Origin of the sequence: Stenotrophomonas sp. ASS1 (genome assembly GCF_004346925.1) — a bacterium.
In the GTDB taxonomy this organism is placed as follows: domain Bacteria; phylum Pseudomonadota; class Gammaproteobacteria; order Xanthomonadales; family Xanthomonadaceae; genus Stenotrophomonas; species Stenotrophomonas maltophilia_A.
In genome coordinates this window covers 1,326,567-1,343,258 of sequence record NZ_CP031167.1, presented here as the reverse complement: position 1 = coordinate 1,343,258, position 16,692 = coordinate 1,326,567, and the positions used below count along the sequence as shown (strand labels likewise).

Sequence of the window (16,692 nt, the reverse complement as noted above, 5' to 3'; positions counted from 1 at the left end):
CGCCGATGCGCCCGCATCTTCTTGCCTTCGCCCTGGTCGCCGCCCTTGCCGGTTGCCAGCCGGCCGACGCCCCGACCAACGGTTCCACCCCGGCCGCCAACCAGCAGGCCGGTGACGCGGCTGTTGATGCCGCCTTCGCCGACCTGTCCAAGCGCGCCCTGGACACCTGGATGCAGCTCTCGCCGGTCAGCGCCACCCAGATCGGTGACCACCGCTATGACAGCGAGATCGACGACCTGAGCGCCGCCGGCCAGCAGAAGACCCTGGCCGCCTACAAGGCGCTGCTGGGCGAGCTGGACAAGATCGAGGTGGCCAAGCTGGGCCGCGAAAACCAGGTGGACGCGGCGATCCTGCGCAACCAGCTGCAGTCCGAGATCTGGAATGCCGAGGTCATGCAGTCCGGCAAGTGGGACCCGCAGCTGTACAACGGCGTGGCCGGCAGCGCGATCTACGGCCTGATGGCCCGCGAGTTCGCGCCGCTGCCGGAGCGCCTGAAGTCGGCCACCGCGCGTATGGAAAAGCTGCCGGCGATCTTCGCCCAGGCACGCGAGAACCTGGATCCGGCCCGCGTGCCGAAGATCCACGCCGAGACGGTGGCCAAGCAGAACAAGGGCATCCTCAGCATCGTCGATACCTTCATCACCCCGCACATCGGTGAACTGCCGCAGGCCGACCAGCAGCGCCTGCAGGCCGCCATCGATGGCCTGAAGAAGGCCGTGGACGAGCAGCAGACCTGGCTGGACAAGACCCTGGTGCCGAACGCCAAGGGCGACTTCCGCATCGGTGCGGAAAAGTACGACCAGAAGCTGAAGTTCGCGCTGAACTCGTCGCTGTCGCGCCAGGAGATCGGCGAGCGAGCACGCGCCGAACTCAAGCGCGTGCGCGAAGACATGTACGGCATCGCGCAGACCGTGCTGAAGGACAAGCCGGGCGCACCGGAGATGCCGGCACAGCCGACCGACGAGCAGCAGCAGAAGGCGATCGAGGCCGCGCTGGAGCTGGCCTACGCCGACAAGCCGGCGCGCGACAAGGTGGTCGACGATGCCAAGGCCGCACTGGAGCAGTCCACCGCATTCGTGCGCGAGCACGATCTGATGACCCTGCCCGACGCGCCGGTGGACATCATCCTGATGCCGGAATTCCAGCGTGGCGTGGCCGTGGCCTACTGCGATTCGCCGGGCCCGCTGGACAAGAACCTGAAGACCTTCTACGCCGTGTCGCCGATTCCGGACGACTGGAACGACAAGCAGGTCGACTCGTTCCTGCGTGAGTACAACTCGCGCATGATCCACCTGCTGAGCATCCACGAAGGCACCCCGGGCCACTACCTGGAAGGCTGGCATTCGGCCAAGTTCCCCTCCACCCTGCGTGCCGTGCTGCGTTCGGGCCTGTTCGCCGAAGGCTGGGCGGTCTACACCGAGCGCATGATGCAGGAGCAGGGTTACCTCAACAACGACCCGCTGTTCCACCTGGTGCAGCTGAAGTTCTACCTGCGCACGATCTCCAACGCGATCCTCGACCAGGGCGTGCACGTGGACAACTGGGATCGCGAAAAGGCGATGCACCTGATGACCCACGATGCCTTCCAGCAGGAAAGCGAAGCCTCGGGCAAGTGGGTGCGCGCGCAGCTGACCTCGGCACAGCTGCCGACCTACTTCGTCGGTGCGCAGGAACACTTCGACACCCGCAAGGCGATGCAGGACAAGCTGGGCGACAAGTTCAACCTCAAGGCCTATCACGACCAGATGCTGTCCTACGGCGCGCCGCCGGTGCGTTTCGCACGCCAGCTGATGCTGGACCAGCCGATCGAGTGATCGCGCAGATGTGAGTTGGAAACGGAACGGCCCGGGGAAACCCGGGCCGTTTTCTGTTCGGCGTCCCGGGATGGACCCATCCACGCATGGCGTGGATCTACTACCCGCCTGCCAGTAGATCCACGCCATGCGTGGATGGCATTCAATTCAGCGCGCGATGCAGCACGCGCTCGAACTGCACGTCACTGCATCCATTCTGCCCACACCCGGGAAGCGCGAGCTCCACCCGACCGGGTGGCTGTACATCGCTCAACGGCAGCGCATCTCGCAGTTGCGCGGTGGTCGGGTAGACGTAGGCCAGGCGGAAACGCACTTCGCCGGCCCCACGATCACGCCAGCGTTCAAACTGCAGCAGGCCGCCGATCGGTGTCTTCTCATACTGGCCCGGCAACGTGTAGTCCGTGATTCCCAGCGCCGCCAGTACGGAACCGATGTTGGAATCGTGGCCGACCAGCAGGCTCACCTTCGGTGACGCCGGATCTTCGAACAGCCCGTTTATTCTTGCCAAAAGCGGCGCGGCCACGTCCCGCGCCACCTCGGGTGTTCCGAACAGGATGTCCTGGTAGCGGTTGCGGATCTGCGCCAGCGCCTGCCATTGCGCCTCGGTGGTCAACCGGCCCCAGCCTTCGCGGGGGATGCCACTGCCCTGGTAGTGCTCCATCAACAAGGCATCGACCAGCCCGCTGGCCAGCGCCAGTGATCCGGACGCGCGAGGCTCCTTGCCCGGTTCCGTACTGAAGGTGGTATCGGCCAGCGCCAGATGGCAGTCGCTGTGCCCCTTGCATGCCGCCGACTGCGGGTAGCGGGTGATCGCCTCCACCATCGCCAGCGCCGGTGCCAGATCCGATGCGGCCTGCGCCTGTTGCATCGCCGACAACGCGCGTTCGCGGAAGGCCGCATCACCGTTGTGGATCACCGGATTGAACAACGGATCCATCGTGCCCAGCGGAATGCGCTGTTCCACCGTCACGTGGCAGCCCGGGAACGCACCGGCAACGAAAAACTGCGCGGTGGCCTGGGTGCGCTGCAGGCTGTTGGCGTGCGCGTGGAAGTCGCTCGGCTGCGGGCAGCCCGTTGCCGGCAGCAACTTTGCCTGCCGCAGCCACTGGCCGATGTAACGGCCCATGTAGACCTCCAGCACGCCGCCCTTGTTGGTCAGCTCGCCGGCGCCTACGTCCCAGCTCGGCCAGCGCTCCGGAGTCGCATTGGCCAACGCGCCCGATGCCACCACCGGTGCGCGCAGGTTGTGGCGGCTGAGAAGGATGACCTGCTCGAGGGCTTCGCCTTCCACTGATGGCGATGCAGCGGCTGCGGCAGTGGCGACCAGTGCCAGCACCAGCACCAGCGCCAGCGCCAGCGCCAGCAGCAGGGGGCGTAGAGAACGAATCATGCGGGCCTCCGACCCCAAGGAATGCATCCACGCATGGCGTGGGTCTACTGGTCTGCAGCCACAAAACCACCGGTCTGCCGCGCCCACAAGCGCGCGTACAGGCCACCGGCCGCAATGAGCTCGGCATGGGTGCCGGTCTCGACAATGCGGCCCTGGTCCATCACCACCAGCCGGTCCATGCGTGCGATGGTCGACAGCCGATGCGCGATCGCGATCACCGTCTTGCCGCCCATCAGCTGGTCCAGGCTGTCCTGGATCGCCGCTTCCACTTCCGAGTCCAGTGCCGAGGTCGCCTCATCCAGCACCAGGATCGGTGCGTCCTTCAGCAGCACGCGGGCGATGGCGATGCGCTGGCGCTGACCACCGGACAGCTTCACGCCGCGCTCGCCCACGTGCGCGTCGTAGCCACGCCGGCCCTGCCCGTCCACCAGCGTATCGATGAAGGCTGCGGCGCGCGCCTTGGCCACAGCGGCATGCAGCTGCTCGTCAGTGGCATCGGGGCGGCCATACAGCAGGTTGTCGCGGATCGAGCGATGCAGCAGCGAGGTGTCCTGGGTGACCACGCCGATCTGCTGGCGCAGGCTCTCCTGGGTGACATGGGCGATGTCCTGATCGTCGATCAGGATGCGGCCGCTTTCCAGGTCGTAGAGCCGCAGCAGCACGTTGACCAGGGTCGACTTGCCGGCACCGGAAGGACCGACCAGGCCGATCTTCTCGCCCGGCTTCACCACCAGGTCCAGTCCGGCGATCACGCCGCCCTTCTTGCCGTAGTGGAAGTGGATGTCCTGGAAGTGCACGCCACCACGGGTCACCTGCAACGGCACCGCATCCTCGCGGTCCTGCACGGTCAGCGGCTGGGCGATGGTAGTGATGCCATCCTGCACCGTGCCGATGTCCTCGAAGATGCCGTTGATGGTCCACATGATCCAGCCGGACATGTTGTGAATGCGGATCACCAGGCCGGTCGCCAGCGTGATCGCGCCAACAGTGATGTGGCCACCGTTCCACAGCCACAGCGCGAGCCCACAGGTACCGGCAATCAGGAAACCGTTGACGATGGCGATGGTCAGGTCCATGCCGGTGGTGATGCGGGTCTGCGCACGGTGCTTGACCGCCAGTTCCTGGATCGACTCGGCCACATAGGCCTGCTCGCGTCCGCCATGGGCGAACAGCTTCAACGTGGGAATGTTGGTGTAGCCATCAACGATGCGGCCCATCGCCTTGGAACGCGCTTCGGAGGCGATCCATGCGCGTTCCTTCGCGCGCGGAACGAAGTAGGCCAGGATCACTGCATAGGCCAGCAGCCACAGGATCAACGGCACCATCAGCCGCCAGTCGGCCTGCGCGAACAGGTACAGCGCGGTGCCGGTGTAGACCACGATGTACCAGAGCGAGTCGACCATCTGCACTGCCGATTCGCGCAGCGAGGTACCGGTCTGCATCACCCGGTTGGCCACGCTGCCGGCGAAGTCGTTCTGGAAGAAGTTCAGGCTCTGCCGCACCACGTAGTTGTGCATCAGCCAGCGCGAGCGGTTGCTCAGGCCAGGCACGATGGCCTGGTTGACCAGCAGGTTGTGCAGGCCGACCAGGATCGGCCGCGCGATGACCGTGATGAACAGCATCCAGCCCAGCTCATTGGCATGGCGCTTGAAGAAATCGCCCCCCGGCTGCTCGGCGACCATGTCGACGATGCGGCCCAGGTAATCGAACATTGCCACTTCCACCAGCGCCAGCAGCAGGCCGGCGATCAGGGTGGCCAGCAGCACCGGCCACACCGGGCGCAGGTAGTGCAGGTAGAACGGCACCACCTTGCGCGGCGGCATGCGCCCGTCCACGGGCGGAAACACCGGGATCAGGGATTCAAACCAACGGAACATCGCATTCCCTCGCCATCAATAGCCGGCGGAGTATCCCACGCCGGGTGTGTACGCCAGCCGATGATCGCCGCGGTTCCGGTAGTGCCGGCCGCTGGCCGGCCCCCTCGCGACGCTTCCGGGGATCATCAGGTTGCCGGCCAGCGGCCGGCACTACCGATGGGATTCGTCAAACGGCAGCGCAGGGCCACGCCCGGCGACGTCATTTCACCGGGGTGAACAGCAGGTCCTGGAAATCGAAGCTGAAATCGGTCAGGTCGGAGATCGACTGCATGCGCACCTCGCGCACCTTGCCGTCCGGATCCAGGCTGAAGTTCACGAACGCGTCGGCGTTGAGCGAACGGTCGTCCCAGCGCACGATGAAGGTGTCGTGCTGCCAGTGCTCCAGGCGTCCGCTCAGCTGCGCGGTCTTGGCAAAGCGCAGGCGCAGTCCCTTGCCCTCGGCACTGACCTGCATGTCGCCATACCAGCGGTCGCGGAACGTGCCTGTGTAGCCGGCCAGCGCCAGCGACGGCCTGCTGCCCTTGTCGCGCGCGCTCTGGTGCTTGGCCCACGCCTCGTCGGCCTTGTCCTGTCCCTTGGCCACGGCCTTGGCATAGGCGTCCACCCAGTCATGCTTTTCACCGCCCAGGTAGGCATCGAGCACGCTCAGGGTGATCGCATTGAACGCCGCGCCCACTTCCTGATTGGTCAGCACCACCACGCCCAGTTTCTCGCCCGGTACCAGGGTCAGCCGCGAGACCATGCCCGGCCAGCCACCGGTGTGCCAGACCAGCTTCTGCCCGCGGTAGTCGCTCAGGCTCCAGCCTTCGCCATAGCCGGCGAAGTTGGCCCGCGCCGGTGCCAGCTCCGGCACGCTCGGCGCCGGGATCGACTGCGGCGTGATCATCCGCCACATCTGCTGCTGGCTCTTGTCGCTGAACAGCGCGGTGCCATCGGCCAGCTTGCCTTCGTCCAGCTGCACCTGCATCCAGCGCGCCATGTCGTGCGCACTGGAATAGATGCCACCGGCGCCGGCATTGTTCGACCAGGTCAGCGGTGCAACGGTACGCAGGTCCTTGAAATCGTACTTGGCGTGGCCGACCGCGGCCTTGTCGCCCGGCTTCAGGTGATCGGCGTTGTAGCGTGTGCCGGCCATGCCCACCTTGTCGAAGATGCGGGTCTGCAGGAACTGCTGGTAGCTCATGCCGGAGACATGCTCGATCACCTGCTGGGCAACCGCGTACAGGATGTTGTCGTACGCATAGCCCTCGCGGAATCCACCCTTCAGCGGCACCCTGCCCAGCCGTTCCACCACTTCGGCATTGCTGTAGGAGGTGGTCGGCCAGAACAACAGGTCACCGGCGCCCAGGCTCAGTCCGCTGCGATGCGACAGCAGGTCGCGGATCGTCATCTGGCCGGTCACGAACGGATCGGACATGCGGAACGACGGCAGGTGGTCGATCACCTTGTCGTGCATCTTCAGCTTGCCGTCCTCGGCCAGCAGGTTCAGCGAGGTGGCGGTGAACGCCTTGGTGTTGGACGCAATGGCAAACAGCGTATCGGCCTGCACCGGTTCCGGCTTGCCCTGCTCGCGCACGCCCCAGCCGCGTTCCAGCACCACCTCGCCATCCTTGACCACGGCCACGGCAATGCCGGGCACGTCGAACTGCGCGCGCACGCGCTCGACGGTCGCATCCAGGTCCTGCAGCTGCGCCGGGGTGGCAGCACTCGCCATGGTCGTGCACGCCAGCAGCACGGCTCCTCCAATCCAGGGTTTCATCCAGCACGATCTCCGAACAGGGGTGGCGGCCATGTGCAGGCCGTCACCGGGGTTTCGCGCGATGGTAACGGTCTGCGGCGCACCCTGCCCTGTGCCATAGGAGGGGTGTCATGGGCGGGAACGGCCAACCGAGCAACGGCTCCACCATCATTCCATGCCTGCGCTATCGCGACGCGCAGGCCGCCATCGACTGGCTGCAGCGCGCCTTCGGCTTCCATGCCCAGGCCGTCTACGCCGATGGCGATACGGTCTTCCATGCACAGCTGACCTTCGGCACCGGCATGATCATGCTCGGCTCGGCCGACAAGGAAAGCGAGTGGAGCCAGCATGCGGCGATGCCTGATGAGGTCGGCGGCCGCCAGACCCAGAACGCCTGCGTGATCGTCACCGATGCCGATGCGCACTATGCACGGGCCAAGGCCGCCGGTGCCCGCATTGTCATCGACATCGCCGACCAGGACTATGGCGGACGCGGCTACGCCTGCGCCGACCCGGAAGGCTATCTGTGGTGGTTCGGCAGCTACGACCCGTGGCGCGCGGACCACGGCCAGTGACCGCGACCGCCCGTCCGGCGGAGATCCGCTGCGGCATCGGTGGCTGGGTGTTTCCCGAATGGCGCGGCGGCGTTTTCTACCCCGTGGGCCTGCCGCAGCGTGAAGAACTGGCCCACGCCAGCCGCGCCCTGCGCTGCATCGAAATCAACGGCACCTTCTACCGCACGCCAACAGCGGCGCAGTGCACGCAGTGGGCCGCACAGACACCCGACGGTTTCCGGTTTTCGATGAAGGCACCACGCTACCTGGTGCAGCGCCGCGACCTCTCCAGTACGGTGGAAGCGGCCGCGCCCTTCCTGCAGGCGGCGATTGCACTCGGTGACCGGCTCGGGCCGTTGCTGTGGCAGTTCGATCCGCGCCATCCGGCCGATACCGATGCATTGGGTGCCCTGATGGCGCAGCTGCCGAAGCAACTGGAAGGGGTGACGCTGCAGCATGCGCTGGAGGTCCGCAACGCCGAGGCACATGGCCCGGCACTGGTTGCTGCCGCCCGTCGACACGGCGTGGCGCTGGTGATCGAGGACAGCGACGAGGCGCCACTACACGGCGATGTCAGTGCCGGCTTCGTCTACGCCAGGATCAAGCGCAGCCAGGCCCGCTTGAACGAGGGTCTGCCGGCACCCGTGCAGCAGCGCTGGGCCGAACGCGCGCTCCACTGGTCACGCGGCGAACCGGTGGACGACCTGCCCTGCCTGGCCGCGCCGGCACCGTCAGAGCCGCGCGAGGTCTACCTGCTGTGCATTGGTGCGGGCAAGGCACGCAACCCGGCGGCGGCGATGGCCCTGCAGCGGCGGGTAGATGGGGCCAGCAATTCCTCACGCGGATAGCGCTGCGGTCATCGCCTTGCCTCACAATAGGCGGATGAGCACACCCGACACCCGCAAAGCGCTGTGGCAGATCCACTTCTGTGTCCTGCTGTGGGGCGTCACCGCCATCCTCGGCAAGTTGATCACCCTGCCGGCGCTGCCGCTGGTGTGGTGGCGCATGCTGCTGGTGACGGCGATGCTGGCGCTGCTGCCGCGGGTCTGGCGCGGATTGCGCCCCCTGCCATTGCGCCTGGTGGCGGGCTACGCCGGCATCGGCGCGCTGGTCGCCCTGCACTGGCTGACGTTCTACGGCGCGGTGAAGCTGGCCAACGCCTCGGTGGCCGCCACCTGCATCGCGCTGGCGCCGGTATTCACCTCGATCATCGAACCGTGGGTAGCCAAGCGACCGTTCCAGCTGCGTGAACTCGCCTTCGGCCTGGCCGTGCTGCCGGGTGTTGCACTGGTGGTCGGTGGCGTGCCCGATGGCATGCGCCTGGGTGTACTGATCGGCGCGATATCGGCGCTGCTGGTGGCGGTGTTTGGCTCGCTCAACAAGCGCATGGTCAGCCACGCCGATCCGCTTACGGTCACCGCACTGGAGCTGGGCGCCGGCACCCTCACCCTGACCCTGCTGGCGCCACTGATGCCCTACCTGCTGCCGGCGCTGGCCAGCCCGCTATGGGTGGTTCCGGACCTGCACGACGGCATCCTGCTGCTGGTACTGGCCGGGTTCTGCACGCTGCTGCCGTTCGCCCTGGCCCTGGTCGCGCTACGCCACCTGAGCGCCTACACCGTGCAGCTGGTGACCAACCTGGAACCGGTCTACGCGGTGGTGCTGGCAGTGGTGCTGCTGCGCGAGCAGCACGAGGTCACGCCGTGGTTCTACCTGGGCGTGGCGATCATCGTCGGCGCGGTGTTCCTGCATCCGTTGTTGAACCGCCGCAAGCCGGTGCAGCACCCGGAGATTCTCGGTACGTCGGAAGCACGCAACATCGCCGATTGAGCGTATCCGCGCAGGGTGCGAATCGCCTTGTCAGCGCTGTGGCCAGTGCCATGCCGGGGCATCCAGCAAGCCCTGCCCGCTCAACAGCGTGCGCCCCTGTTCCTTGTGCAGATGCAGCGAATGACAGCCGGGCGCCTGCTCCAGTGCTGCGATCAGTCGGCTGGCGTGTGAGACCACCCACACCTGGCTGCGCGCACTGGCCGCGATGATCAGCCGCGCCAGCGCCGGCAGCAGGTCAGGATGCAGGCTGGTCTCCGGTTCGTTGAGCACCAGCAGCGGCGGCGGGCGCGGCGTGTGCAGTGCCGCGGCCAGCAGCAGGAAGCGCAGCGTGCCGTCGGACAGCTCGGCCATCGACAACGGCCGCAGCAGCCCCGGCTGGTGGAAGCGCAGGGCGAGTCGACCGTCCAGTTCCTCGAACCCCACCGTGGCGCCCGGGAACGCATCCTCCACGCTGCGCGCCAGTGCGCCCGGATCACCGATCTCGAGGATGGTCACCCAGGCCGCCGCCAGATCGCGACCGTCGTGATGCAGCACCGGCGTGCGCGTGGCCATCGCCGGTTGCCGTGCCGGGGCATCGGCGTCGCTGCGGAAATGGTCGTAGAAGCGCCAGCGACGGATGTACTCGCGCAGGGCGATGGTTTCCGGCATGCGCTGCGGATCGCCAACCTGGGTGAACAGACTGTCGAACAGCGACAACCGGTCATCGACCAGATCCCAGCCGCGCGCATGGCGTTGCCGCACCATTGCCCCACGTCGGTCGACCAGCAGGTTGGCGCTGCGCAGGAACGGCCCGGCCCAGATCGCCTCGGCCTTGATCTGCGGGTCCAGTGCGAAGGCCGAACGGCTGGGCGGTGGGTAGCCCAGGTCGATGGCATAGCCGAACTCGTCGGTGGTGAAGCCCAGCTTCAGCCCCACCGATTCCTGACGCGGGCCGCCCTGCAAGGGAATTTCGCCGGCAGCAACCCGACGGTCCATTTTTTCCGGCCCCGCCCACAGCGCCGAACCGAGCCCACCTTCGCGCGCCAGAACCGCCGCGACGCCGCCCTGCGCGGTCTCCGCCAGCAGGCGCAGCGCGCGGTACAGGCTGGATTTGCCACTGCCGTTGTCACCGGTGACCACGTTCAACGGCTGCAGCGGCAGTACCAGCCCGTGCAGCGAGCGATAGTGGGCGATGGCCAGGGTCTGCAGCATGGTCGTGTCCGTGGGAACAGGGACGGCATATTCGCCGGGCGCAATCGCACAGGCCGCGACACGGCGTTACCTCATCTGCAAAAGCATCCCCGCATGGCGTGGATCTACTGCATGCAGGGCTCAGCCCGCCCGTTCCACCCGGTTGCGACCATTGCCCTTGGCCCGGTACAGCGCCTTGTCGGCGCGCGCCAGCATGTCATCCACGCTTTCACCTGGCTGGTGCTGGGCAACACCGATGCTGATCGTGACCGGGAATCCAAGCGGCAGGTCAGCCACGGCCAGGCGCAGGAACTCGCATTGCAGTTCGGCCGTGTGCAGGTCGGTGCCCGGCATTACCGCCACGAACTCCTCGCCGCCGTAGCGCGCAGCCATGCCGCGGCCGGCGAAGTGCGAGCGCAGCAGCACGCCCAGCTCGGCCAGCACCCGGTCGCCTGTAGCGTGGCCCTGGAAATCATTGATGTGCTTGAAATGATCGATGTCGAGCAACGCGACGCAGGCGACGCCCGGTTGCCCATCGATCTCCACCACCGCCTCTTCCAGTGCCGCCGCCATTGCGCGGCGGTTGGGCAGGCCGGTCAGCGCATCGGTGCGGCTCTGCTCGGCCAGGTCGGCATTCTGCGCCAGCAGCACGTCCTGGTACTCCGCCAACAGGCGCTCGTAGTCATCGCGCTCCAGCATGTGCTTCTGGATGTCGAGCGCGAAACGGCGCAGCTCCATTACCAGCATCACCTGCCGTGACAGCGCGGCCAGTGCCTCGGCCTTGTCGCTGGGCAGGTGCTGCGGATGTGCATCGAACACGCACAGCGTGCCCAGAGGCAGGCCATCGGAACTGATCAGTGGCGCACCGGCGTAGAAGCGGATGTGCGGGTCGCCGGTCACTACCGGGTTGTCGTGGAAGCGGATGTCCTGCAACGCGTCCTCGACCACCATGATTTCCTGCGGCTGCAGGATGGCGTGGCCACACATCGATTCGCTGCGCAGGTTTTCCGCCGCGTCGATGCCCTGGATCGACTTGAACCACTGCCGTTCGACGTCGATCAGGGTCACCGCCGCCATCGAGGTACCGCAGACCGCCTTGGCGATCGCGACCAGGTCGTCGAAGGATTTCTCACGCTGCGAATCCAGGATCCGGTAGCGGTACAGCGCCTCGAGCCGAAGGGCTTCGTTGGCAGGCTTGTCGGGCTTGATCATGCAGCGTCACGTTCCGGCAGGTCACTGCGGAGTCTAGCTGATGCCGGTGCGCAATCCGCACAACGGGGAGTGCCGGCCGCTGGCCGGCATCCCGCACTCATTCGATGCCTGGAGCAGCCGGCCAGCGGCCGGCACTACCGCGCGTTACCAGTCCAGCTGCTTCGGCAGCAGGCCCTGCAGTTCCTGCTCGGTCAGGTTGCGCCACTGGCCCGGCTTCAGCGCGCCGATCTTGATGTTGTCGATGCGCACGCGGCGCAGCTGGGTCACGCGATAGCCGAATTCGGCGGCCATCAGGCGGATCTGCCGGTTCAGTCCCTGCTGCAGGGTGATGCGGAAACCGAACTTGGCGATGCGCGAGGCCTTGCACGGCAGCGTCATCTGGTCGTGGATGCGCACGCCGCGCGCCATGCCACGCAGGAACTCGTCGGTGACCGGCTTGTTCACCGCCACCAGGTACTCCTTCTGGTGGCCGTTCTCGGCACGCAGGATCTGGTTGACGATGTCGCCGTTGCTGGTCATCAGGATCAGTCCCTCGGACTCCTTGTCCAGGCGCCCGATCGGGAAGATGCGCTGTTCGTGGCCGACGAAGTCGACGATGTTGCCCTTGACCGAGGTTTCGGTGGTGCAGGTGACGCCCACCGGCTTGTTCAGCGCGATGTAGACGTGGCGGCGGGCGCCGGGCTTGCGTGCCACGCGAGCGCGCAGCGGCTGGCCGTCGACCAGCACCTGGTCTTCCTCGCCCACCACCGCGCCGGTACCGGCCGGATGGCCGTTGACGGTAACGCGGCGCGCGGCGATCAGGCGATCGGCCTCGCGGCGGGAGCAGAAGCCGGTGTCGGCGATATGTTTGTTGAGTCGGGTGGTCATCGGCCCATTATCCGGCATCGCCGCCCGCTGCGCTTCATGCCAGGGCGGGCGGATCGAGCTCCTCACCGTCGAAGACCCGGTTGCGGCCCGCCCGCTTTGCCACGTACATGGCATGGTCGGCGCGCCGCAGCAGCCCGGCCAGATCGTCCTCGCCCGGTCGCCACTGCGCCAGGCCGATGCTGGCGGTCACCTCCAGCCCCGGCACCTGCAGGGCCTGGCCAGCCTCGGTGATGCGCTGGCGCAGGCGGTCCAGCCGTGCCGACGCCGCCTCGCGCGGCATGCCGGGCATCAGCAGCAGGAACTCTTCGCCGCCCATCCGCACCACTTCGTCCTGGCTGCGCACCGCCGCGCGCAGGGCACGCGCCACCGCCACCAGCACCTGGTCGCCCACTGCGTGGCCGTGGCGGTCGTTGATGTCCTTGAACAGGTCGATGTCGAGGAAGCCGATCACCAACGGGCCGCGCTCACGGTCCACCCGTTCCAGATGGCGGGCCAGCTGCTGCAGTCCGGCGCGACGGTTGGGAAGCCCGGTCAGGCCATCGGTCTCGGCCAGCTGGCGAAGTTCATCACGCTGCTGGCGCAGCCGGCCCAGCCGCTGGTTCAACGCATATGCGGCCATCATCAACAGCCAGGTCACCGCCAGCTGCAGCGCCTCCACCCGGTATTCCAGCAGCCACGCAGCACCACAGGCATCGGCGATGATCAGTACCAGCATCGGTGCCAGCGCGGCCAGACCCGCCTGTGCCCAACGGTCGCCGCGCCAGCGTGCCCAGACGCCGACCATCAGTGCCAGGCCACATCCGGACAGATAGGACACCTGCAAGCCCTTCGCGACCCAGGCCAGATGCTCCCAGCGCAGCCACGGCACCAGCACGGCCAGCGCCATCAGGGTCCACAACACCGCCAGTTGGGCCGGGCGCGATCGAGGCAGCACGCGGTCGCCTCCGTTCAGCCGCCACAGCGCCGGCAGCACCAGTGCCTGGGTCGCAGCGGTCAGCGCCAGCAGCCACCAGGCGCCGTGCTCGCCCACCGGCAGCCAGGGTTCCGGATAGCCGCTCAGCCCGCCGAGGATGGCCTGCCACAGCACCATCACGGTGGTGCCGGCGATGTAGACCAGGAAACTGCGGTCCCGGGTGGTCAGGAAGGCCATCAACGCCGACAGCGCCAGCGCGATCGCCACCGCGATGCAGGCCGCGCGCACCAGCAGGCGGGCGGTGTCGTTCTGCTGCACCGGGCTGGGCGCGCCCAGCCGCAGGGTCGGTACCCAACGTGCCTTCAGCGGTGTCTGCCAGGAGACCAGGAACGGCTCATGGCTGCCGGCCGGCGGTACCGCCACCAGGCCGATGCCAGCCCGGAAACGTGAATCGCGGGTGCGCGCGTCGTGCATGTTGCCGCAGATCTCGCGGTCGCCGTGCTGGACGCGCACTTCACCGGCAAAGACGTTGAACACGTCCAGCGCCTGCGGTTGCCCTGACCAGCCCTGCGGCGGAGCCGGTACCAGCACCTGCTGGCGGGCGCCGGACAGCATCTGCGGCGTGCATGCGCGGTGCGGCGTCGGCTCGTCGGTAGCGCCGCCGACCAGGAGATAATCATGGCCCGACACGGCCTCTGCAGCCTGAAGCGGCCACGGCAACGCCAACCACACCATCAGGACGGCCAGCACCGCTCCTGTTCCATACCGCCACTGCCTGCCGCCCACGCCACGTCCTGTTCCTGCTTACGTCCGCGCCCACTGCGCGCCGCCCCTGGCGCGCATTATCGCAGCCGGGCACGCCACGCATGTGTAGACCAAAGTCGGCGCCCGCGGTTCAGCCAGCCGCCGGCGGCCCCTTCACCGCGACCAGCCGTACCGGGCGCAGATCGACCAGGGTCAGCCGCTCCAGCGGCTGCGGCCGTTCGATGGCATAGCCCTGCAGCCCTTGTACGCCAAGCCGGGTCAGCGCACCGGCAACCTCGGCGGTCTCCACCCACTCGGCCACTACTTCCATCTGCAGCTCGCGCCCGAGCTCGCTGATCGCACGCACCGTGGCGTGGCTGACAGGGTCGGTATCCATGTCGCGCACGAAGGCGCCGTCGATCTTCAGGATGTCCGCCGGCAACTGGCGCAGGTAGCCGAAGGAAGACAGGCCGGAGCCGAAGTCATCCAGCGCCATCCGGCACCCCCGTGCCTTCACCGCATCGATGAAGGCGCGGGCCTGGCTGAGGTTGCTGATCGCCGCGGTCTCGGTGATCTCGAAGCACAACTTGGAGGCCAGCGCGCGGTTGCGCTCGAGCAGGTCGCAGACGAAGGCGAGGAATCCGGGCTCGGCGATCGACTGCGCCGAAACGTTGACGTTGCACAGGCCCAGCTGGCGCACGTGTGCCGGGCAGACCTGCAGGTGGCGGAACAACAGCCCGAGCACGTGCCGATCCAGCGCCACCGCCATGCCGTATCGCTCCACCGCCGGCATGAACTGACCGGGCAGGTGCAGGCTGCCATCGGTACCGCGCATGCGCACCAGCACTTCGTAGTGCAGGTAGGACGGATCGCCCACGCGGGCGATGCGCTGCGCGTACAGCAGCATGCGATTCTCCGCCATGGCCAGGCTGACACCCTGCAGACGCTCGGCCTCCTGCCGCCGCTCCTCCAGCGCCATGCGGTTCTCGTTGAAGCAGTGCACGCGGTTGCGACCGGCCTGCTTGGCGGCATAGCAGGCGCTGTCGGCAGCGCTCATCAGCCAGTTCACATCGGGGGCGTCGGCACTGACCTCGACCACGCCGATGCTGCAGCTCAACTGCGGGCTGCCCTCGCTGATCGGGAACGTGGCCTGGCCCAGGTTGCGGATCACCCGCTGCAGTACCCGCTTGGCTTCATCCTGGCCGGCGTGGGCGAGGAACACCGCAAACTCATCGGCCCCCAGGCGGCCGACCCAATCGCCATCACGCACCGCCGCCACCAGATAGTCGGCGAAACCGCGCAGCATCTGGTCGCCGGCGGCATGACCGAAGCTGTCGTTGACCAGCTTGAAGTGGTCCAGGTTGATGTAGCACAGCGCATGCGTACCACCGTCGGTCCGGACCTGCAGCAGCGCGCGTTCCAGCAGGCGTTCGATCTCGCGGCGGTTGATCAGGCCGGTCAGCGGATCGTGGCTGGCGTGATGCTCGATCTCGCGCGCCAGTGCATGGTTCTGGCTGACATCCTCGATGATCGCGAACACCGACAATCCACCGCCCGAGCCGCGAACCGCGGTACCGCTCCAGCGTCCCCAGACGAGGCTGCCATCGCGCCGGCGGAAACGCAGCTCGCTCGGCCGCAGCTGCCGGTCCCAGTCGATGCGGCCGACACCATCGAGGACCAGTTCCCCCTCCATCAGCAGGTCACCCAGCAGCATCTGCAGCAGCACATCGCGCCGATAGTCGAGGATATCCGCCATCGCCTGGTTGGCCTCGACCACGCGGCCATCGGTGTCGAGCTTCAGCATGCCGACATTGGCCTGGTAGAACGCCGCGCGGAAGCGGCTCTCGTGCTCGGTCAGGTCCTTGCCTACACGACGCGCCAGCGCCACTGCCATCAGGCTGATCACCAGCACCGACAGGCCACCAACCATCAGCGTGGCGATCCGGACCATGGTGGCCATCCTCAGCAGCGCCTGCGAGAACGCCTGGGCCTGCACCTGCAGGCGGCGGTCGAGATCCCGCAGCTGCTGCAGGTAGCGATTGCGGTCGGCCACGGGCAGTTCACCTGCCGCATGCCTCCGTTGCAGCTCGGCGACCAGGGCCTGCACAGCCTCCAGATCACCATCGGTCTGCCGCCACAGTGCAGTGGCTTCGCGGAATGCTCCCAGGTCACGGGCGTAGCGGAACGAGAACACCAGGCGTGGAATATCGGCGCGCGCGTTGCCGCCCTGCAGGAAACCCTGCCGGGCCTTCTCCTCGTCCGGTACCGCCTGTTCCAGCGCCAGCCGGGCCTGCAGATCCCCCAACGGAATCCGCAGGGCCTGGCGCGCGTCATCCAGGTCCTGCGCATCGCCACGCGCCAGGTAGCGGCTCAGCGCAGCGGTCGCATCCTGCTGCCCCCGCGACCAGTAGCCCTGGCCGGCAATCCAGGCCGTCGAGGCCGCCTGCAGTTCCTGGATCAACGCGGACAGCGCGACCAACCCGATCGCCATGCCCGTCAACAACGCAAAGCGCAATCCCAGGCCACGGGTCATCGGCACCCGCCGGCTCTGCTGGTCCGTGCCACTTCTACCCATCCCGGATC

At 67.3% G+C, this 16,692-nt stretch carries 12 protein-coding genes; 4 read left to right on the top strand and 8 right to left on the bottom strand.

Going from position 1 to position 16,692, the window contains the following annotated elements; translation table 11 throughout:
* Window positions 1-5 precede the first annotated feature (5 nt).
* Window positions 6-1,814 (top strand): DUF885 domain-containing protein, encoded by a 1,809-nt coding sequence (locus tag MG068_RS06210; RefSeq protein ID WP_132809685.1) that lies wholly within the window; start codon window positions 6-8, stop codon window positions 1,812-1,814.
* 142 nt (window positions 1,815-1,956) lie between these two features.
* On the opposite strand, the gene agp is transcribed toward MG068_RS06210, so the two are convergent.
* From agp to MG068_RS06195, 3 genes are all read right to left on the bottom strand, one after another.
* A complete protein-coding gene (agp, locus tag MG068_RS06205) occupies window positions 1,957-3,204 on the bottom strand; it encodes a bifunctional glucose-1-phosphatase/inositol phosphatase (RefSeq protein ID WP_132809683.1) in 1,248 nt (415 codons plus the stop codon).
* Window positions 3,205-3,248: 44 nt separating this feature from the next.
* Window positions 3,249-5,081: a multidrug efflux ABC transporter SmrA gene (smrA, locus tag MG068_RS06200; protein ID WP_132809681.1), complete on the bottom strand. Its 1,833-nt coding sequence runs from the start codon at window positions 5,079-5,081 to the stop codon at window positions 3,249-3,251.
* Window positions 5,082-5,280: 199 nt separating this feature from the next.
* Window positions 5,281-6,840 carry a serine hydrolase gene (locus MG068_RS06195; protein ID WP_132809680.1) on the bottom strand — a complete coding sequence of 520 codons (1,560 nt, stop codon included), beginning with the start codon at window positions 6,838-6,840 and terminating at the stop codon, window positions 5,281-5,283.
* Between the two features lie 110 nt (window positions 6,841-6,950).
* Between MG068_RS06195 and MG068_RS06190 the strand changes: the two genes are divergently transcribed.
* The 3 genes from MG068_RS06190 to MG068_RS06180 are packed head-to-tail and all read left to right on the top strand — an operon-like array spanning window position 6,951 to window position 9,203.
* Window positions 6,951-7,394: a VOC family protein gene (locus MG068_RS06190; RefSeq protein WP_049461764.1), complete on the top strand. Its 444-nt coding sequence runs from the start codon at window positions 6,951-6,953 to the stop codon at window positions 7,392-7,394.
* The gene (locus tag MG068_RS06185; RefSeq protein ID WP_132809678.1) at window positions 7,391-8,221 is read left to right on the top strand and encodes a DUF72 domain-containing protein; all 831 of its coding nucleotides are present in this window, start codon (window positions 7,391-7,393) and stop codon (window positions 8,219-8,221) included. The genes MG068_RS06190 and MG068_RS06185 overlap by 4 nt, the downstream gene beginning before the upstream one ends.
* A 34-nt stretch (window positions 8,222-8,255) precedes the next feature.
* Complete coding sequence (locus MG068_RS06180) at window positions 8,256-9,203, top strand: DMT family transporter (RefSeq protein ID WP_132809676.1); 948 nt, start codon at window positions 8,256-8,258, stop codon at window positions 9,201-9,203.
* Between the two features lie 30 nt (window positions 9,204-9,233).
* On the opposite strand, the gene MG068_RS06175 is transcribed toward MG068_RS06180, so the two are convergent.
* The 5 genes from MG068_RS06175 to MG068_RS06155 form a co-directional block, all read right to left on the bottom strand.
* Window positions 9,234-10,394, bottom strand: a complete 1,161-nt coding sequence (locus MG068_RS06175; protein WP_132809674.1) for an AAA family ATPase — start codon at window positions 10,392-10,394, stop codon at window positions 9,234-9,236.
* Between the two features lie 120 nt (window positions 10,395-10,514).
* Window positions 10,515-11,585: a sensor domain-containing diguanylate cyclase gene (locus MG068_RS06170; protein ID WP_125893804.1), complete on the bottom strand. Its 1,071-nt coding sequence runs from the start codon at window positions 11,583-11,585 to the stop codon at window positions 10,515-10,517.
* A gap of 144 nt (window positions 11,586-11,729) precedes the next feature.
* Window positions 11,730-12,452, bottom strand: coding sequence for a pseudouridine synthase (locus MG068_RS06165; RefSeq protein ID WP_132809672.1), 723 nt, complete (start codon window positions 12,450-12,452; stop codon window positions 11,730-11,732).
* A gap of 34 nt (window positions 12,453-12,486) precedes the next feature.
* Window positions 12,487-14,151 (bottom strand): sensor domain-containing diguanylate cyclase, encoded by a 1,665-nt coding sequence (locus MG068_RS06160; RefSeq protein WP_024956274.1) that lies wholly within the window; start codon window positions 14,149-14,151, stop codon window positions 12,487-12,489.
* Window positions 14,152-14,260: 109 nt separating this feature from the next.
* Window positions 14,261-16,684 (bottom strand): putative bifunctional diguanylate cyclase/phosphodiesterase, encoded by a 2,424-nt coding sequence (locus MG068_RS06155; protein WP_132809670.1) that lies wholly within the window; start codon window positions 16,682-16,684, stop codon window positions 14,261-14,263.
* Window positions 16,685-16,692 lie beyond the last annotated feature (8 nt).